Source organism: Actinomadura sp. 7K507, assembly GCF_004348425.1.
Classification (GTDB): domain Bacteria; phylum Actinomycetota; class Actinomycetes; order Streptosporangiales; family Streptosporangiaceae; genus Spirillospora.
The window spans coordinates 62,866-79,924 of record NZ_SMKK01000007.1 but is presented as its reverse complement, the minus strand read 5'-3'; the positions used below and the strand labels follow the sequence as shown (position 1 = coordinate 79,924).

The 17,059-nt window shown below is 74.4% G+C and carries 13 protein-coding genes and 2 riboswitches; of the genes, 5 read left to right on the top strand and 8 right to left on the bottom strand.

Translation table 11 applies throughout. From position 1 onward, the window contains the following. The coding region (gene cobF / locus E1285_RS03155) for a precorrin-6A synthase (deacetylating) (protein ID WP_207946371.1) at positions 1-739 on the bottom strand (739 nt) is incomplete at its 3' end. A 61-nt stretch (positions 740-800) separates the two neighbouring features. Between cobF and cbiE the strand changes: the two genes are divergently transcribed. The 4 genes from cbiE to E1285_RS03135 all read left to right on the top strand — a co-directional run bounded on the left by cbiE (position 801) and on the right by E1285_RS03135 (position 5,459). Then, a complete protein-coding gene (gene cbiE / locus E1285_RS03150) occupies positions 801-2,018 on the top strand; it encodes a precorrin-6y C5,15-methyltransferase (decarboxylating) subunit CbiE (protein ID WP_243722504.1) in 1,218 nt (405 codons plus the stop codon). Next, entirely contained in the window at positions 2,015-2,770 is a 756-nt protein-coding gene (cobM, locus tag E1285_RS03145) for a precorrin-4 C(11)-methyltransferase (protein ID WP_132147818.1), read from the top strand. The genes cbiE and cobM overlap by 4 nt, the downstream gene beginning before the upstream one ends. Further along, positions 2,755-3,504, top strand: coding sequence for a cobalt-precorrin-6A reductase (locus tag E1285_RS03140; protein ID WP_132147816.1), 750 nt, complete (start codon positions 2,755-2,757; stop codon positions 3,502-3,504). Before cobM ends, E1285_RS03140 begins: the two co-directional genes overlap by 16 nt. A 332-nt stretch (positions 3,505-3,836) precedes the next feature. Next, positions 3,837-5,459 (top strand): IS200/IS605 family element transposase accessory protein TnpB, encoded by a 1,623-nt coding sequence (locus E1285_RS03135; RefSeq protein ID WP_132147814.1) that lies wholly within the window; start codon positions 3,837-3,839, stop codon positions 5,457-5,459. Here the strand turns inward: E1285_RS03135 and E1285_RS03130 are convergent. Genes E1285_RS03130 through E1285_RS03120 form a run of 3 tightly spaced genes read right to left on the bottom strand, consistent with a single transcriptional unit; the run spans position 5,456 to position 8,714 of the window. Then, on the bottom strand, positions 5,456-6,964 hold the full coding sequence (locus tag E1285_RS03130; protein WP_132147812.1) for a precorrin-2 C(20)-methyltransferase: 1,509 nt from the start codon (positions 6,962-6,964) through the stop codon (positions 5,456-5,458). The two genes, E1285_RS03135 and E1285_RS03130, sit on opposite strands and share 4 nt — an antisense overlap. Further along, positions 6,964-7,584, bottom strand: coding sequence for a precorrin-8X methylmutase (locus E1285_RS03125; RefSeq protein ID WP_207946370.1), 621 nt, complete (start codon positions 7,582-7,584; stop codon positions 6,964-6,966). The genes E1285_RS03130 and E1285_RS03125 overlap by 1 nt, the downstream gene beginning before the upstream one ends. Further along, positions 7,581-8,714 (bottom strand): precorrin-3B synthase, encoded by a 1,134-nt coding sequence (locus E1285_RS03120; protein WP_207946369.1) that lies wholly within the window; start codon positions 8,712-8,714, stop codon positions 7,581-7,583. The genes E1285_RS03125 and E1285_RS03120 overlap by 4 nt, the downstream gene beginning before the upstream one ends. Positions 8,715-8,785: 71 nt before the next feature. Continuing rightward, a riboswitch (cobalamin riboswitch) is annotated at positions 8,786-8,909 on the top strand. Positions 8,910-8,962: 53 nt separating this feature from the next. Between E1285_RS03120 and cobN the strand changes: the two genes are divergently transcribed. After that, entirely contained in the window at positions 8,963-12,574 is a 3,612-nt protein-coding gene (gene cobN, locus E1285_RS03115) for a cobaltochelatase subunit CobN (RefSeq protein ID WP_132147808.1), read from the top strand. On the opposite strand, the gene E1285_RS03110 is transcribed toward cobN, so the two are convergent. The 4 genes from E1285_RS03110 to E1285_RS03095 form a co-directional block, all read right to left on the bottom strand. Beyond that, complete coding sequence (locus E1285_RS03110) at positions 12,529-13,866, bottom strand: cobyrinate a,c-diamide synthase (protein ID WP_207946368.1); 1,338 nt, start codon at positions 13,864-13,866, stop codon at positions 12,529-12,531. The two genes, cobN and E1285_RS03110, sit on opposite strands and share 46 nt — an antisense overlap. Continuing rightward, positions 13,860-14,462, bottom strand: a complete 603-nt coding sequence (cobO, locus tag E1285_RS03105; protein WP_132147806.1) for a cob(I)yrinic acid a,c-diamide adenosyltransferase — start codon at positions 14,460-14,462, stop codon at positions 13,860-13,862. Before cobO ends, E1285_RS03110 begins: the two co-directional genes overlap by 7 nt. Position 14,463: 1 nt before the next feature. Next, entirely contained in the window at positions 14,464-16,488 is a 2,025-nt protein-coding gene (locus tag E1285_RS03100; protein ID WP_132147832.1) for a VWA domain-containing protein, read from the bottom strand. A gap of 207 nt (positions 16,489-16,695) precedes the next feature. Next, the gene (locus E1285_RS03095; protein WP_132147804.1) at positions 16,696-16,896 is read right to left on the bottom strand and encodes a CbtB-domain containing protein; all 201 of its coding nucleotides are present in this window, start codon (positions 16,894-16,896) and stop codon (positions 16,696-16,698) included. 34 nt (positions 16,897-16,930) lie between these two features. After that, a riboswitch (cobalamin riboswitch) is annotated at positions 16,931-17,058 on the bottom strand. Position 17,059 lies beyond the last annotated feature (1 nt).

Sequence of the window (17,059 nt, the reverse complement as noted above, 5' to 3'; positions counted from 1 at the left end):
CGGGGGAGGGGCGGCGGAGGAGGTAGGTGTCCATGATCCAGCCCTTGCGGGTGCGGGCCTCGGCGCGGGCCGTGCGGATCTGGCCGGCGACCTCTTCGACGGGTCCGGAGATCAGGATCTCGTCGGGTGTGCCGAGGTAGGCGCCCCAGTAGATGTGGAAGCCGTCCCCGGCCTCGGTGAATGAGCAGGCCGCGTCCAGCATGACCAGGACGTCGTCGGTGGTGGTGCCCTCGGCGGCCAGGCGGCGGCCCGTGGTGATGTGGACGGGGCGGCCCACTCGGGTGAGAGGGACGCGGTGCCGGGCGGTGAGCGCGGAGATGCTGCTGATGCCGGGGATCACCTCGTGGTCGAACTCGGCCTCGATCTCTTCCAGGGCGGCGAGGGTGCTGTCGTAGACGCCGGGGTCGCCCCAGACGAGGAGCGCGCCGGTCTGCCCGTCGGTGAGTTCGTCTGTGATGAACGACTCGTAGATCCGTGCGCGCTGGGAGCGCCAGTCCTCGACGGCGGCCGTGTACGCAGGGGTCGTGCGGTCGCGTTCCGGGTCACTCGCCTCGACGATCCGGTAGGGCGAGCGGGCGTGCGCTGCGATGAGGTCGTGGCGCAGCCGGGCCAGGTCGTGCTTGGCCTCGCCCTTGTCGACGATGAGGAACACGTCGGCGGCGGCGATCGCCTTCGCCGCCTGGAACGTCAGGTGGTCGGGGTCGCCCGCGCCGATGCCGATGATCAAAAGCCGCTTCACCTCGATAAGTGTGCCAGAACGGCTGATATAGGCTTGGCGCCGCATTCATCCGAGGAGGCCAGTGGACGCACGTGTCATCACCGTCGTGGGGATCGGCGCCGATGGGTGGGACGGGCTTCCGGAGTCCTCCCGCGCGGCGTTGCGGGCGGCGGAGGTGCTGATGGGCGGGCGCCGCCAGCTCGACCTGGTGCCGGAGGGCGAGGCCGAGCGGGTCGCGTGGCCGTCCCCGCTTCTCCCGGCGCTTCCCGGACTGATCCGGCGGTACGAGGGACGCGCGGTCGCCGTCCTGGCGAGCGGCGATCCGATGTTCTACGGGATCGGGTCCACGCTCGCGGGGATGCTCGGCCCGCGCGGGCTGAGGGTCCTGCCGCATCCGTCGTCGATGTCGCTGGCGTGCGCGCGGCTCGGCTGGCCGCTGGAGTCGGTGGACGTCCACAGCCTTGTGGGCCGCCCTGCCGGGACGCTGAACGCGCTCATCGCCCCCGGCCGCCGTCTGCTGGTCCTCGGCGCGGGACGTGACGCCCCGCCGGTCGTCGCTGCGCTGCTCACCGGGCGCGGCTTCGCGCCCAGCCGGATGACCGTGCTGTGCGACCTGGGCGCGGAGACCGAGTCCGCCCGGAGCGGCGTCGCGGGGGAGTGGGACGAGCCCGCCGGGTCCGCGCTGAACATCGTCGCCATCGAATGCGTGGCGGGCCCGGACGCGGTGCCGCTGCCCCGGGCGGTGGGGCTGCCCGACGATGTCTTCGAGCATGACGGGCAGATCACCAAGAGCGAGATCCGCGCGATCACCCTGTCGCGGCTGGGGCCGCTGCCCGGCGAGCTGCTCTGGGACGTCGGCGCCGGGGCCGGGAGCGTCGCGATCGAGTGGGCGCGGGCGCATCCGGCCTGCGAGGCCGTCGCGATCGAGCGGGACGCGGAGCGGGCGGCACGGATCGGCCGCAACGCGAGCGCGCTCGGCGTTCCCGGTGTGCGCGTCGTGGAAGGGCGGGCACCGGACGCCCTGGACGGCCTGCCGGCACCCGACGCGGTGTTCGTCGGCGGCGGGCTCACCGTCCCCGGCCTGCTGGAACGCTGCCTGGACGCGCTGAAGCCGGGCGGGCGGCTGGTCGCCAACGCCGTCACGCTCGAATCGGAGGTCCGGGTCGCCGAGGCCCGCCGCGTCCACGGCGGCGAACTGATCCGCGTCGGCGTCGAGCGTGCCGCGCCGCTCGGCGGGTTCACCGGCTGGCGGCCGGCGATGCCCGTCACCCTCTGGACGACATGGAAGGACCGCACATGACCGTGTACTTCATCGGAGCGGGCCCAGGCGCCGCCGACCTCATCACCGTGCGCGGGCTGAGGACGCTGGAATCCACCCCGGTGTGCCTGTACGCCGGCTCCCTCGTGCCGCGTGAGCTGCTGGACGCCTGCCCGACCGGCGCACGGCTCGTCGACACCGCCGACATGACGCTGGACGAGATCATCGCCGAGCTGGCCGCCGCGTACCGGGACGGCCTGGACGTCGCGCGCCTGCACTCGGGCGACCCGTCGGTGCTCAGCGCGATGGCCGAGCAGATGCGGCGGCTGGACGCGGAGGGCGTCCCGTACGAGGTCGTTCCGGGGGTGCCGGCGTTCGCCGCGGCGGCGGCGTCGCTGAAGCGGGAGCTGACGGTCCCCGGTGTCGGGCAGACGGTGATCCTCACCCGCACGGCGGCGCGCGCGACGGCGATGCCGGAAGGCGAGGACCTCGCCACGCTCGGCAAGAGCGGCGCCACGATGGTGCTGCACCTGGCCGTCCAGCGCATCGAGCAGGTGGTGGCCGAGCTTGTGCCGAACTACGGTGCGGACTGCCCGGTCGCGGTCGTCGCCCGCGCCAGCCGCCCCGACGAGGTGATCCTGCGCGGCACGCTCGCCGACATCGCGGACCTCGTGGCCGAGGCCGGGGTGAAGCGCACGGCGGTGATCGTCGTCGGGCGGGTGCTGGCGGCGTCGGCGTTCCCCGGCAGCCACCTGTACTCCGCCGAGCGGGACCGGGGATGCGCCGCGTCCTGATCCTCGGCGGGACCGCGGAGGCGCGGGCGCTGGCGGCCCGGCTCGCGGACCTGCCGGGCGTGGACGTCGTGTCGTCGCTGGCCGGGCGGGTCACCGAGCCGCGGCTGCCCGCCGGGGAGGTGCACGTCGGCGGGTTCGGCGGCCCCGACGGGCTGGCCGCGTGGCTGCGCGAACACCGCGTCGACCGCCTCGTGGACGCCACGCATCCGTTCGCGGAGCGGATGAGCGCCTCGGCCGCGAAAGCGTCGCGGGCGGCGGAGGTGCCGCTGATCGCGCTGCGGCGGCGCGGCTGGGGCGAGGGCGAGGGTGACGACTGGCAGCGCGTCCCGTCCCTGGCCGAGGCCGCCGCCCGTGTCCCGGCGGGTGCCCGCGTGTTCCTCACCACCGGGCGGCGCAGCATCCCGGTGTTCGCCGCCCGGACCGACGCGTGGTTCCTCGCCCGGTCCGTGGACCCGCCGGACCCGCCCGTCCCGTCGAACGTGCGGGTGCTGGTCGCACGCGGCCCTTACACGGTGGAGGGCGAGCGCGCGCTGATCCGCGACCACCGGCTCGCCGTCCTCGTCACCAAGGACAGTGGCGGCGATATGACCCGCGCGAAGCTCACGGCCGCCCGGGACGCGCGGCTACCGGTGGTCATGGTCGAGCGCCCCCGCCCACCGGACGGCGTCCGGACGGTCGAGGACCCCGCCCAGGCCGCGGCCTGGGTTCAGGGGTTCGGAACAGTTGGCGGTTGAGTGTTCATGAGTGCCTGTAGCCGTTCAGGAGTGACGTGGTGGTTGTGGAGTTGGCGGAACGGCGGAGGGCACAGGGCCCGGTTCGCTGCGTCCCCGGTGGCTGTGAGGGCAAGTCGGCGGTGGAGGGCGTTGCGCGGGTGAACGATATACCGGCCAGTCGATTGCGTGTTCGAAGTTGGTGACTTAAGGTATCCGTCATGTCGCAGCCCGCTGTTGCCGGTGGGGTGGACGCCGATCCCGCGGCGCCCGCCCACTCCGGTATGGGCAATGACGATAGCGGGGCGGGACCTGCCGCAGTACGGGTCGCAGGGTGGGATGAGCGGCCACCGGCGATGCGGCCGATCGCTGAGCCGTTCGTGGCCGCCGGGTCGTCGGGGGTGGCGGCACGGGCCCGGCTCAAGGGCCTCACGGCCCGGGACGAGAACGCACTGCGCGAGGTGGGTGCGCATCTGGGGTCGCTGGCCGGCCGTGACCTCAAGGCCCGCTGCGAGGCTGGGTTGGCGCATGACGCCGACGGGTGGGCGGCGCGTAAGCGGGAGTTGACGGGGGAGTCGTCGGCGCGGTGGGCCGGAGCGATCACCAAGGCCACCCATGACCAGTGGGCGTTGGCCCGCCGCTGCCAGCTAGCGCACCTGAGCGGTCTGGAGGCCGGGATCGCGACCATCGAGCGCCGGTTGTCGGTCCCGGTCGGGGCCAAGGACACCCGGCGGGCGGCGGGCGGGTACCGGTCCAGGCGGGAGTGGTTCGCCAAGTCCCGCCGCCTGCATGTCCTCAAGGACCGCCTCGCCGCCGCGCAGGCCGACTGGGACGCCGGGCGGGTGAGAGTGGTGCGCGGTGGCCGGCGCCTGCTGAACAACCGCCATAACCTTGAGGCCGGGCTGAGCGAGGAGCAGTGGCGGGCCCGGTGGGAGGCCGGGCGCCGGTTCTGCCAGGCCGACGGCGAGAGCGGGAAGCGGTACGGCAACGAGACCATCCGCGTCACCCCCGACGGCCAAGTATCGATCAGGCTGCCCGCGCCGCTGGCGCATCTGGCCAACGCGCCGCACAGCCGCTACGTGCTGACCGCCCGCGTCGCGTTCGCGCACCGGGGTGCCGAGTGGGCCGACCGGATCTGCGTGGACCGGGCGGTGGCCTACCGCATCCACCACGACCCAGACCGGGGCCGCTGGTACCTGACCGCGTCCTGGCAGCGCCCCGCCATCCCCACGATGCCGTTGGAGGCGGCCCGTGCCCGCGGCATGATCGGGGTGGACACCAACGCCGACCACCTGGCCGCCTACCGCCTCGACGCCCACGGGAACCCGGTCGGCGACCCGCGCCGGTTCGGCTACGACCTGTCCGGCACCGCCGCCCACCGGGATGCGCAGGTCCGGCACGCCCTCACCGCCCTGCTGCACTGGGCCCGGCGATGCGGCGTCGCCGCCATCGCCATCGAAGACCTGGACTTCGCCAGGGAGAAGACCCGGGAGAAGCACGGCCGCCGTAAACGGTTCCGTCAGCTGATCTCCGGCTTCCCCACCGGGAAGCTCAAGGCGCGGCTGGTCTCGATGGCCACCGAGGCCGGTCTGGCGATCGTCGCGGTCGACCCGGCCTACACCTCCAAGTGGGGCGACCAGCACTGGCGCAAGCCCCTGTCCAGCAACAAACGTCCAATGACCCGCCATGACGCCGCCTCGGTGGCGATCGGCAGACGCGCCCTCGGGCACCCGATCCGGCGACGGACGACACCGCCCTGTGCTCACCGGAGTGATGAGCACAGGCATCGGACCGTCCAGGCCGGACCGAGTGCCCAAGGGCGTGAGGGAACCCGCCCACCCGTCACGGAACGCGCACACGATGCACGCCCCCGGACCGGGACACCGCAGCGAACGCGGGCAACCAGCGCATCCAACACCGTTCGGGATACGCGCAGTACCGGGACGTGGGTACAAAACTCACTCCTGGACACTGTCTAGGAACGGTAGCGGCGGGGCGTGTAGACCAGGCCGCGGTCGGTCACGCGGGTGGTGGACGATCCGACGATGACCAGGCAGCGCATGTCGACCTGGTCGGGGTCGAGCTTGCCGAGCGTGGTCACGGTGACGCTCTCGGCGTCGCCGCCGACGTCGCGCCCGACCACCACCGGCGTCTCGGGGGAGCGGTGTTCCAGCAGCAGGTCGCGCGCCGCCGGGAGCTGGTGCCTGCGGCGGCTCGACGACGGGTTGTACAGCGCGAGCACCAGGTCGGCCTCGGCCGCGGCGGAGAGCCGCCTGGCCACCACGTCCCACGGCTTGAGCAGGTCCGACAGCGACATGACGCAGAAGTCGTGGCCGAGCGGCGCACCGACCCGGCTCGCCACGGCCTGCGCGGCGGTCAGCCCGGGGGCGACCCGCACCGGCACGTCGGCGAACTCGTCCTCGGACGCCGCCTCCAGCACCGCCGCCGCCATGGCGAACACGCCGGGATCCCCCGAGGAGACGACGGCGACGCGTGCGCCGTCCCGCGCGAGCAGCAGCGCGTGCCGGGCCCGGTCGGCCTCCACCCGGTTGCCGGACGCGTGCCGCCGCTGCCGCGCGTTCGCCGGCACCCGGTCCAGGTACGGGCCGTAGCCGACGAGGTCGGTGGCCGACGCCAGTACGTCCTGCGCTTCCGGGGTGAGCCACGGGCGGCCCGCCGGGCCGAGCCCGACGACCGTGACGCCGCCGGGACCGTCCGGTCTCGCCGGCGACGGGGCCTCGAACGACCGGTCCGCCGGGCTGGTCAGCAGGGCGAGGGACATGTAGGGGACCTCCGCCGGGTCGACCTCGGCGAGCGGCGTGACCCGCTGCCGGTCACTGGCGGCCCGCTCCACGTAGTGTGCGTCGCCGAGCCGTCCCGCGTCCTCGAAAGCCTGTCTGACCTTGGTGAACGTCCGGCCGAGCTTGAGCACCGCCGCCGCGTCCGCGCCGCGGAGCCGCTCGGTCAGCTCGTCGCCGGGCAGCGTGCCGGGCAGCACGGTGAGCGTCTCCTCCCCTTCCACGAGCGGGCGCCCGGCCGCGGCCGCCGCCGCGCTCAGCGACGTGACGCCGGGCACCACCTCGGTCGGGTAATGCGGCGCGAGCCGCTTGTGCAGGTGCATGTACGAGCCGTAGAAGAGCGGGTCGCCCTCGCTGAGCACGGCGACATCGCGTCCCGCGTCCAGGTGCTCGGCGAGGCGGGCGGCGCAGTCGGCGTAGAACTCGTCGAGCGCGCCCCGATAACCGCCCGGATGGCCGGTCGCCTCGGTGGTCACCGGGTACACCATCGGTTCCTCGGTCTGGCCGTCCCCCAGGTGGGGCGCGGCGATGGAGCGGGCGATGCTGCGGCCGTGGCGGGCGGAGTGGTACGCCACCACGTCCGCCGCGCCGATCAGCCGCGCCGCCTTCACCGTCACCAGCTCGGGGTCGCCGGGCCCGACGCCCACGCCGTACAGCCGTCCGGTCCGTCCGGTCGGTTCGGTCATCATTCCGCCTCACTTGCGACGGCGTTGACCGCCGCCGCCGTCATCGCGCTGCCGCCGCGCCGCCCCCGCACCGTCAGGTGCTCCAGGCCGCTCGCGGCGAGCGCGTCCTTGGATTCGGCCGCGCCGATGAAGCCGACCGGGATCCCGATGACGGCCGCCGGGCGCCCCGCGCCCCCCTCCAGCAGTTCGAGCAGCCGGAACAGCGCGGTCGGCGCGTTGCCGATCGCCACCACCGCCCCGTCCAGCCGGTCGCGCCACAGCTCCAATGCCGCCGCGCTCCGCGTGGTGCCGAGCCGCGCCGCGAGTTCCGGCACGCCCGGTTCGCCGAGCGTGCACACGACCTCGTTGCCGGTGGGCAGCCGCGCCCGGGTGATCCCGGACGCGACCATCCGCGCGTCGCACAGGATGGGCGCCCCGTCCAGCAGCGCCGCCCGTGCCCGCTCCACGACGTCCGGCGACCATGCCAGGTCGTCCACGAGGTCGGTCATCCCGCAGGCGTGGATCATCCGGACGGCGGCCCGCGCCACGTCGGGCGGCAGGCCCGACAGGTCGGCCTCCGCGCGGATGGTCGCGAACGACCGCCGGTAGATCTCGGCGCCGTCCCGCACGTAGTCGATCACCGCTGTTCCTCCCCTGGTCCCGCCATCTTCAGGACGACCGGGCCGCGGGGCATCCCGCAGCGCCTCTCGCATCCCGCCCAGTGGACGGGCGTCTCGGGGGCGCGGTCCAGGCCGGACACCCAGCGCCGTGCCTCGCCCTGGACGTCGCCGCGCGACTTCGCGCAGCCGGGGCTTCCCGTGCACGCGGTCACACCGACCCAGGGCGACGCGGGATCGACCGCGAAGCCCGCCGCCGCGAGCTTCGCCGCGAACGTCCGGGCCTTGTCCGGGGGCAGGTCACGTAGCACAACGCTCCGCCACGGCGTCACCCGGGCCTCGTCGGCCGCTTCGGCGAGCGCCTCGGCCTGCGCTCCGGACAGCCGTCCGAGCGGCGGGACGACCTCCAGCGCGACCATCCCGTCCCGCTGCTCGGTGAGCCCGGCGTACGCGGTCACCGGATCGGGACGTTCCGGGCCCTCTCCGGGCGTCCCGCCCAGCCGTGCGGCGACGAGCCGCACCCCGTCCGGCACTTCGGCCAGCCGCCAGGCGTCCCCGCGGATCTCCAGGAACGTCTCCGCGGCGGCGAGCATCGTCGCGATCGGGTCGTCGCCGGACGCGAGGTCGAGCCGGGTTCCGGCCAGCCGGAAGCCGCCGGGACCGAACGTCACATCGGCGTCCGACGCGGTGATGTCGCCGGTGCCGTCGTCGAACGCGAACAGGAACCTCCCCGGCAGCCCGGCCAGCCGCGGGGCGCCGCAGAGGGCGCGGTCGAGCGCCGTCACCAGCGGGTCCGTGGCGAGGGCGCCGCGTGGCCCGCGCCCGCCGAGCGGGGACGCGACGATGTTGCGCACCCGCTCATGGGACGGCGACGGCAGCAGCCCCGCATCCGCCAGCAGTTCTGCGAACCGCTCCGGGTCGCGCACGCCCCGCACCTGGAGGTTGCCGCGGGAGGTCAGCTCGATCACATCACGGCCCAGGTCGCGGGCGGCGCCGCCGAGCATCGCGAACTGCGCGCCGGACACCGCACCGCCCGGCGTGCGGACCCGCGCCAGCGGCCCGTCGGCGGCCTCGTGGGTCTGGAGCGCCCCTGGGCAGGCGTCGGCACGCGGTCTGTCCGCCCGGTTGACGTGCGGCACGTTCACATTCGGCACGGGGAGGATGTTAACCACAGTTTGCAGACGCTCCGCTCTCCCGTACTCTTCTCACCAGGCGATGGCAATGGGAGGAAGCCGGTGTGAATCCGGCGCGGTCCCGCCACTGTGACCGGGGAGCGAACCCCGCTTGAGGCCACTGTCCACACGGACGGGAAGGCCGGGGCGAGCACTGATCCGGGAGCCAGGAGACTCCTGCCGTCGCGACACCCGCAACCGGGGCGAGGACCCCAGGGGGAGGATCAGCCGTGTCCGCTGGCACGCACGCGCAGGAGCACACCGTCCTGCTGCTGTCGACGTCCGACACCGATCTGCTGAGCGCGCGCGCGTCCGGCGCCGCCTACCGGCTCGGCAATCCCGCGCGGCTCGCCGTGGACGACCTGCCTGCGCTGGTGGACGGCACCGATCTCGTCGTCGTCCGGCTCCTCGGCGGGCGCCGCGCCTGGGAGGACGGGCTCGACGCGCTGCTCGCGGGGCCCCGGCCCGTGGTGGTCCTCGGCGGCGAGCAGGCCCCCGACGCCGAGCTGATGGAGCTGTCGACCGTCAGTGGCGGCGTGTGCGCCGACGCGCACGCCTACCTGGCGCACGGAGGGCCCGGCAACCTGGCCGAGATGCACGCCTTCCTGTCGGACACGGTGCTGCTGACCGGCCGCGGATTCGAGCCGCCGCGCCCCACCCCGACCTGGGGGCGGCTGGAGCGCGACTCCCACGCCGTGGAGGGACCCGTCGTCGGCGTGCTGTACTACCGCGCCCACCACATGGCGGGGAACACCGCGTTCGTCGAGGCGCTGTGCGCCGCGATCGAGGACGCGGGCGGGCGGCCGCTCCCGGTGTTCTGCTCGTCGCTGCGCACGGCGGAGCCCGAGCTGTTCGACACGCTCGGCGAGGCCGACGCGCTGGTGGTGACCGTCCTGGCGGCGGGCGGGTCGAGGCCGGCGACGGCCGGCGCGGGCGGCGACGACGAGGCGTGGGACGTCGGCGCCCTCGCCGAACTGGACGTCCCGATCCTCCAGGGGCTCTGCCTCACCACCGGCCGGGCCGGCTGGGAGCAGAGCGACGACGGGCTGTCGCCGCTGGACGCCGCGTCGCAGGTCGCGATCCCCGAGTTCGACGGGCGGATCATCACCGTCCCGTTCTCGTTCAAGGAGACGGGCGAGGACGGTCTCACGGTCTACGTGGCCGACCCGGAGCGGGCCGCGCGGGTTGCCGGGATCGCCGTCCGGCACGGCCGCCTGCGCCACACACCGCCTCCTTCCCGCCGCCTGGCGGTGATGCTGTCGGCGTATCCGACCAAGCACTCCCGGGTCGGCAACGCCGTCGGCCTGGACACCCCGGCGAGCACCGTCCGGCTGCTGTCCCGGCTCGCGGACGCGGGCTACGACCTGGGCGAGGGCTTCCCCGGTGTCCCCGAGCAGGACGGTGACGCGCTCATCCACGCGCTCATCGCGGCGGGCGGGCAGGACGAGGACTGGCTCACCGAAGAGCAGCTCGCGGGCAACCCCGTCCGCATCTCCGCCGCGTCCTACGAGCGCTGGTACCGCACCCTCCCCGAAGGTCTGCGCGACGAGATGGAGCGGCACTGGGGGCCGCCGCCCGGTGAACTGTTCGTCCAGGACGGGGACATCGTGCTCGCCGCCCTGCGCGCAGGCAACGTCGTCGTCATGGTGCAGCCGCCGCGCGGCTTCGGCCAGAACCCGATCGCGATCTACCACGACCCCGACCTGCCGCCCAGCCACCACTACCTGGCCGCCTACCGGTGGCTGTCGGACGAGTTCGGCGCGCACGCGATCGTGCACGTCGGCAAGCACGGCAACCTGGAGTGGCTGCCGGGCAAGGCGGCGGGCATGTCGGCGTCGTGCGGCACCGACGCCGCCCTCGGCGACGTGCCGCTGATCTACCCGTTCCTGGTCAACGACCCCGGCGAGGGCACGCAGGCCAAGCGCCGCGCGCACGCCGTCCTGGTGGACCACATGGTCCCGCCGATGGCCCGCGCGGAGACCTACGGCGACATCGCCCGCCTGGAGCAGCTCCTCGACGAGCACGCCACGATCGCCGCGATGGACCCGGCGAAGCTGCCCGCGATCCGCGCGCAGATCTGGACGCTGATCCAGGCCGCGAAACTCGACCACGACCTCGGCCTCGACGACCGCCCGCACGACACCGAGTTCGACGACTTCCTGCTGCACGTGGACGGCTGGCTGTGCGAGGTGAAGGACGCGCAGATCCGCGACGGGCTGCACGTCCTCGGCCAGGCGCCGACCGGCCCGACCAGGGTGGACCTGGTCCTGGCGATGCTGCGCGCCCGGCAGATGTGGTCGGGACGCGAGACGCTGCCGGGCCTGCGGGAGGCACTCGGCCTCACCGAGGACGGCACCGCCGGGCTCGCCGACGTCGACGCCGCCGAGGCCACCGCCCGCGCACTCGTCCAGTCGATGGAGGACGCCGGGTGGGCGGTGGAGGAGGCCGTCCGCGTCGCCGCCGAGCACGTGCCCGCCGAGCGCCGTGAGGTGGTGACACGGGTGCTGGCCTTCGCCGCCGCCGAGGTCGTCCCGCGCCTGGCCCGCACGTCGGACGAGATGGACCACATCCTGCACGCCCTGGACGGCGGGTACGTTCCGGCGGGCCCGAGCGGGTCGCCGCTGCGCGGCCTCATCAACGTCCTGCCGACCGGCCGCAACTTCTACTCGGTCGACCCGCGTGCCGTCCCCAGCCGCCTGGCCTGGGAGACCGGGCAGGCGATGGCCGACTCGCTGCTGGAGCGCTACCGCGCCGACCACGGCGAATGGCCGCGCTCGGTGGGCCTGTCGGTGTGGGGGACGAGCGCGATGCGCACGGCGGGCGACGACGTCGCGGAGGTGCTGGCGCTGCTCGGCGTCCGCCCGCGCTGGGACGAGGCGTCCCGCCGCGTCAGCGCACTGGAGCCCATTCCCGCCGCCGAGCTGGGCAGGCCGCGCATCGACGTGACCGTCCGCATCAGCGGCTTCTTCCGGGACGCCTTCCCGCACGTCGTCGCCATGCTGGACGACGCCGTCCGGCTGGTCGCGGGCCTCGACGAACCCGGCGAAGACAACTACGTCCGCGCCCACGTCCAGGCCGACACGCGCGAGCACGGCGACGACCGGCGAGCCACCCTGCGCGTCTTCGGGTCGGCGCCCGGAGCGTACGGGGCCGGGCTGCTGCCGCTCATCGACAGCCGCAACTGGCGCGACGACGCCGACCTCGCCGAGGTGTACGCGGTGTGGGGCGGCCACGCCTACGGCCGCGACCTCGACGGCGTCCCCGCCCGCGCCGACATGGAGAGCGCCTACCGGCGGATCGCGGTGGCGGCCAAGAACGTCGACACCCGCGAGCACGACATCGCCGACTCCGACGACTACTTCCAGTACCACGGCGGCATGATCGCGACCGTCCGGGCGCTGACCGGCAGGGCGCCCGAAGCCTACGTCGGCGACAGCACCCGCCCGGACGCCGTCCGCACGCGCACCCTGTCGGAGGAGACCGCGCGGGTCTTCCGCGCCCGCGTCGTCAACCCGCAGTGGCTGGCCGCGATGCGCCGGCACGGCTACAAGGGCGCGTTCGAGCTGGCCGCGACCGTGGACTACCTGTTCGGCTACGACGCCACCACCGGTGTCATGGCCGACTGGATGTACGACCGGCTCACCTCCGCCTACGTCCTGGACGAGGAGAACCGCGCGTTCATGGAGGAGTCGAACCCGTGGGCGCTGCACGGCATCGCCGAACGGCTCCTGGAGGCGGCCGAGCGCGGTATGTGGAGGCATCCCGACCCGGAGATCCTCCAGGGCCTCCAGGAGGCCTACCTCAAGACCGAAGGCGACCTGGAGGACGACACCAGCCGCTGAGCCGCCTCCGGATGCCCGGCCCAGTGCAGGTGCAGGTAGGACGCGGTGATCCGGTCGCTGCCGAACCCGTCCGCGCCGTCCCGCCACCGGAACAGCGGCTCCTGCGGCCCGCCGGCCAGGGTGGTGCGGTGGAACTCGTGCCCGCGGAACCGCTCGCCCGCACGGGTGAGCAGCGAGGGGGCGACGGCGACCGCCTCCCGGTAGCCGAGCGTCAGCCGGGACGCCATGCGGGCCCGCCCCGGCACGAGCCCGCACATCCGGCGATCGTCGAGTTCCTCGCACAGGTAGAGGAGTCCGGCGCATTCGGCGGCGATCGGTCCCCGGAACGCGGCCACGGCGTCGCGCATGGGCTCGTTGGCGGCCAGCTCGGCGGCGTGCACCTCGGGGAACCCGCCGCCGATGAGGAGCGCGGCCGTCCCGTCCGGCAGGGCCTCGTCCCGGAGCGGGTCGAACACCGCCACGTCGGCGCCCGCCGCGCGCAGCAGCTCCACGTGCTCCGCGTAGGAGAAGGTGAAGGCTGCCCCGCCCGCCACGGCGACGACCGGATCCCCGTCCACCGGCATCACATGATCGGCCGGGTTCCACGCCGGGCCCGGCAGCGGGGGAGCGGTGGCGGCGAGACGCAGCAGCGCGTCCAGATCGCACGACCGCGCGACCAGCTCGCCGAGCCGCTCCACCGTCCGCACGGCTTCCGGCCCGCGCTCCGCCGCCGGGATCAGCCCCAGATGCCGGGACGGATTCACCACGGCGTCGTCGCGCCGGATCACCCCCAGCACCGGCACGCCCGTCGACTCCAGGGCGCTGCGGCACAGCTCCTCGTGCCGGTCGGAACCGACCCGGTTGAGGACGACGCCGCCGAGCCGCACCCCCGGCTCGAACGTCGCGAACCCGTGCACGAGCGCCGCCACCGACCGGCTCTGCCGGGCCGCGTCCACGACCAGCACGACCGGGGCGGCGAGCAGTTCCGCGACATGCGCCGTGGAGGCGAAACCCGTGTCGCCCTGCCCGTCGAACAGCCCCATCACGCCCTCGATCACGGCCACGTCGGCTCCCGCGGCGCCGTGCAGGAACAGCGGCGCGATCCGGCCCTCACCCGCCAGCCACGGGTCCAGGTTGCGGCCGGGCCGCCCCGCCGCGAGCGAGTGGTAGCCCGGATCGATGTAGTCGGGGCCGACCTTGTGCGGCGACACCTCCAGGCCACGCGCCCGCAAGGCCGCGATCAGGCCGGTCGCGACGGTCGTCTTCCCGCTCCCCGACGACGGCGCCGCGATCACCAGCCGGGGTGTCACCATTCGATGCCCCGCTGGCCCTTCTGCCCCGCGTCCATCGGGTGCCGGACCTTGCCCATCTCCGTCACCAGGTCGGCGGCCTCGATGAGCCGGCCGGGCGCGTCCCGCCCGGTGATGACGACGTGCTGGCCGCCGGGGCGGCCGGTGAGGGCGCCGACGACGTCGTCCAGGTCAAGCCAGCCCCACTTGAGCGGGTAGGTGAACTCGTCCAGGACGTAGAAGCGGTACGTCTCGGCGGCCAGGTCGCGTTTGATCTGCTCCCAGCCCTCGCGCGCGTCCGCCGCGTGGTCCTCCTCGGTGCCCGGCCGCTGGATCCACGACCAGCCCTCGCCCATCTTGTGCCAGGCGACGGTCCCGCCCTCGCCGCTCTCGCCCAGCACCCGCAGGGCACGCTCCTCGCCGATGCGCCACTTCGCCGACTTCACGAACTGGAAAACCCCGACGGGCCAGCCCTGATTCCACGCCCGCAGCGCCGTCCCGAACGCGGCGGACGACTTGCCCTTCCCGGTACCGGTGTGGACGATCAGCAGCGGCCGGTTGCGGCGCTGCCTGGTGGTGAGGCCGTCGTCGGGGACGGACTCGGGCTTTCCCTGGGGCATCTCAGGCCGCCTTCCTGCGGTCGTGCTTGCGGTGATCTTGGACGGCCCCTTCGAGGCCGCCGAGCGGGACGAGCCGCGCACCGAGCCGGAGGGCGAGCCGCCCCGCCAGGCCGAGCCGGACCGGACCGTCCTCGCAGTCCACGACGATCCCCGCCGTGCCCGCGAGCAGGCCGGCGGCGCGGTCCACGTCGCCTCCCGCGGTCGCGCGGCCATCGGTGACGACCACGAGCAGCGGGCGCCGCGCCGGATCGCGCAGCCGCTCCGCGCGCAGCACCTCGGCGGCGCGGACCAGCCCCGCCGCCAGTGGCGTGCGGCCCCCGGTCGGCAGGGCGCGCAGCCGCGCCGCGCCCGCCTCGACCGACGACGTCGGCGGTAGCGCCAGGTCGGCGCCCCGCCCCCGGAACGTGATCAGGCCGATCTTGTCGCGGCGCTGGTAGGCGTCCAGCAGCAGGCTCAGCACGGCCGTCTTCACCGCGGTCATGCGGCGGCGCGCGGCCATCGACCCGCTGGCGTCCACGACGAACAGCACGAGATTGCCCTCGCGTCCCTCGCGGACCGCCTCCCGCAGATCGTCCGGCCGCAGCACCAGACCCGGGCCGGACCGTCCGCGCGCCCGCTGATGCGGTGCGGCCGCCAGCAGGGTCGCCATCACGTGCGGGTGGTGAAGCCTTCCGGCGGGGCGGCGCGCTGCCGTGACCCTGCCGCGCGTGGTCCGCGACCGCGATCTGCGGCCGGCCGCGCCGTCACCGATGCCCGGGACCTCAAGCAGCGGTACCGCGTGGGGTGCGGCGGCCGCCGCGACCGTCCCGGAGCCCGCGTTTCCGGGCCCGTCCTGCGGTTCCGCGTCGTGCGGTTCCGCGTCGTGCGGTTCCGCGCCGTTCTGTTCCCCGGTGGGCGGGCCGGTGTCCGGTGCACCGGGACCGTCGGCGCTCGGCGGCGGCCCGTCTCCGCCGTCCGGCGGTGTTCCGCTGTCCGGCGGTGCGCTTGCGTCCGGTGCCGCGCCGCCGGGCGGCGTGTCGTCCGGTGGTGTGTCATCGGGGCCGTCGCCGGGGGACGTGCTGTCCAGAAGTTCGTCGAGCAGTGACTCGTCCAGGCCGGGCGCGTCGAAGGGGTCGCGGCGGCGGCGATGCGGCAGCGACAGGCGGGCGGCCGCGCGGACGTCCTCGGCGGTCACCTCGTCGCGCCCCTGCCAGGCCGCGTGCGCCAGGGCGGCGTTCGCGGTGACGAGGTCGGCGCGCAGGCCGTCCACCTCGAACCCGGCGCACACCGTCGCGATCTGCTCCAGCCGCTCATCGGGCAACCGCGTCCCGTCCAGCCGCTCCCGTGCGCCGGCGATGCGTTCCGCGAGGGCGGCCTCCGCCGCGTCCCAGCGTGCGGCGAACGCGCCGGGATCCGCCTCGAACGCCAGCCGCCGCCGGACCACCTCGGCGCGCTCCTTCGGATCACGCGAGGCCCGCACCTCGACCGTCAGCCCGAACCGGTCCAGGAGCTGCGGGCGCAGCTCGCCCTCCTCGGGGTTCATCGTCCCGACCAGCAGGAACCGCGCCGCGTGCCGGACCGACACCCCCTCCCGCTCGACATAGCAGGTACCGAGCGCGGCGGCGTCCAGCAGCAGGTCCACCAGATGGTCGTGCAGGAGGTTCACCTCGTCGACGTACAGGACGCCGCGGTGCGCGGCCGCCAGCAGGCCGGGCTCGAAAGCCTTGACACCCTCGGTGAGAGCCCGCTCGACGTCCAGCGATCCCGCGAGCCGGTCCTCGGACGCGCCGACCGGCAGCTCGACCAGCGCCGCCGGGCGCCGCGCGGACGGGCCGCCCGGATCGTGCGGCCCGTCCGGGCACGACTCGTCCGGCGCGGCCGGGTCGCAGGCGAAGCGGCACGCGGCCACGACGTCCACGCCGGGCAGCTGCCCGGCCAGCGCCCGGACGATGGTCGATTTCGCGGTGCCCTTCTCGCCGCGCACCAGCACGCCGCCGACTCGTGGAGAGACCGCGTTCAGGAGCAGCGCCAGCTTCAGATCGTCCATGCCGACGACGGCGCTGAAGGGATAGGTGGCGTTCAAACGATGCCCTTCCGGTTGACATGGGCGACCCGCCGGCCGTTCCCGGCGGTGGTGAGCCCGTGGTGGTGAGCCCGTGGTTAGGAGCCCGTGGTGGTTCAGGTCAGGACGGCGGCGGGGGCAGGACGCGGTGCCCGGTCGCACGCCCACCCGAACAGGACGTCGAACGCCGCCCTAGCAGCAGCGCGCGCCGAGCGGATGCCGCCTGCCGTGCTCCGGCTCGTGCAGGTGGCCGCCCGTCCGCGACGCCGCACCGCCGGCCACCCGGACGCTGGCGATCCGGACGAGACGGGAGATCAGCAGCACGGGAACCGTGGGCGGCCGTGGAACGAGGCGGGGAAGGGGGATGCTGCCTGGAGTCGGCAGTGTGCTCACGGTGCCTCCGCAGGGGATCTGGCGCGTCCCGGACAATGAGGTCGCGGCTGCCCGAGTGACCTGGCTCCCGGGATCGTCGTCCCGGATACAGTGGCGCGTCCGCACCGGCATCTCACCGGATTTCCCTCGGACAACCGTGAATCAGGCGAACCGTACGGTTCGG

Excerpts from the sequence above, each read along its gene's own strand:
- cobM (WP_132147818.1), top strand. The coding sequence starts at position 2,015 with ATGACCGTGTACTTCATCGGAGCGGGCCCAGGCGCCGCCGACCTCATC.
- E1285_RS03140 (WP_132147816.1), top strand. The coding sequence starts at position 2,755 with ATGCGCCGCGTCCTGATCCTCGGCGGGACCGCGGAGGCGCGGGCGCTG.
- E1285_RS03135 (WP_132147814.1), top strand. The coding sequence starts at position 3,837 with ATGCGGCCGATCGCTGAGCCGTTCGTGGCCGCCGGGTCGTCGGGGGTG.
- E1285_RS03130 (WP_132147812.1), bottom strand. The coding sequence starts at position 6,964 with ATGACCGAACCGACCGGACGGACCGGACGGCTGTACGGCGTGGGCGTC.
- E1285_RS03110 (WP_207946368.1), bottom strand. The coding sequence starts at position 13,866 with ATGGTGACACCCCGGCTGGTGATCGCGGCGCCGTCGTCGGGGAGCGGG.
- cobO (WP_132147806.1), bottom strand. The coding sequence starts at position 14,462 with ATGCCCCAGGGAAAGCCCGAGTCCGTCCCCGACGACGGCCTCACCACC.
- E1285_RS03100 (WP_132147832.1), bottom strand. The coding sequence starts at position 16,488 with ATGGACGATCTGAAGCTGGCGCTGCTCCTGAACGCGGTCTCTCCACGA.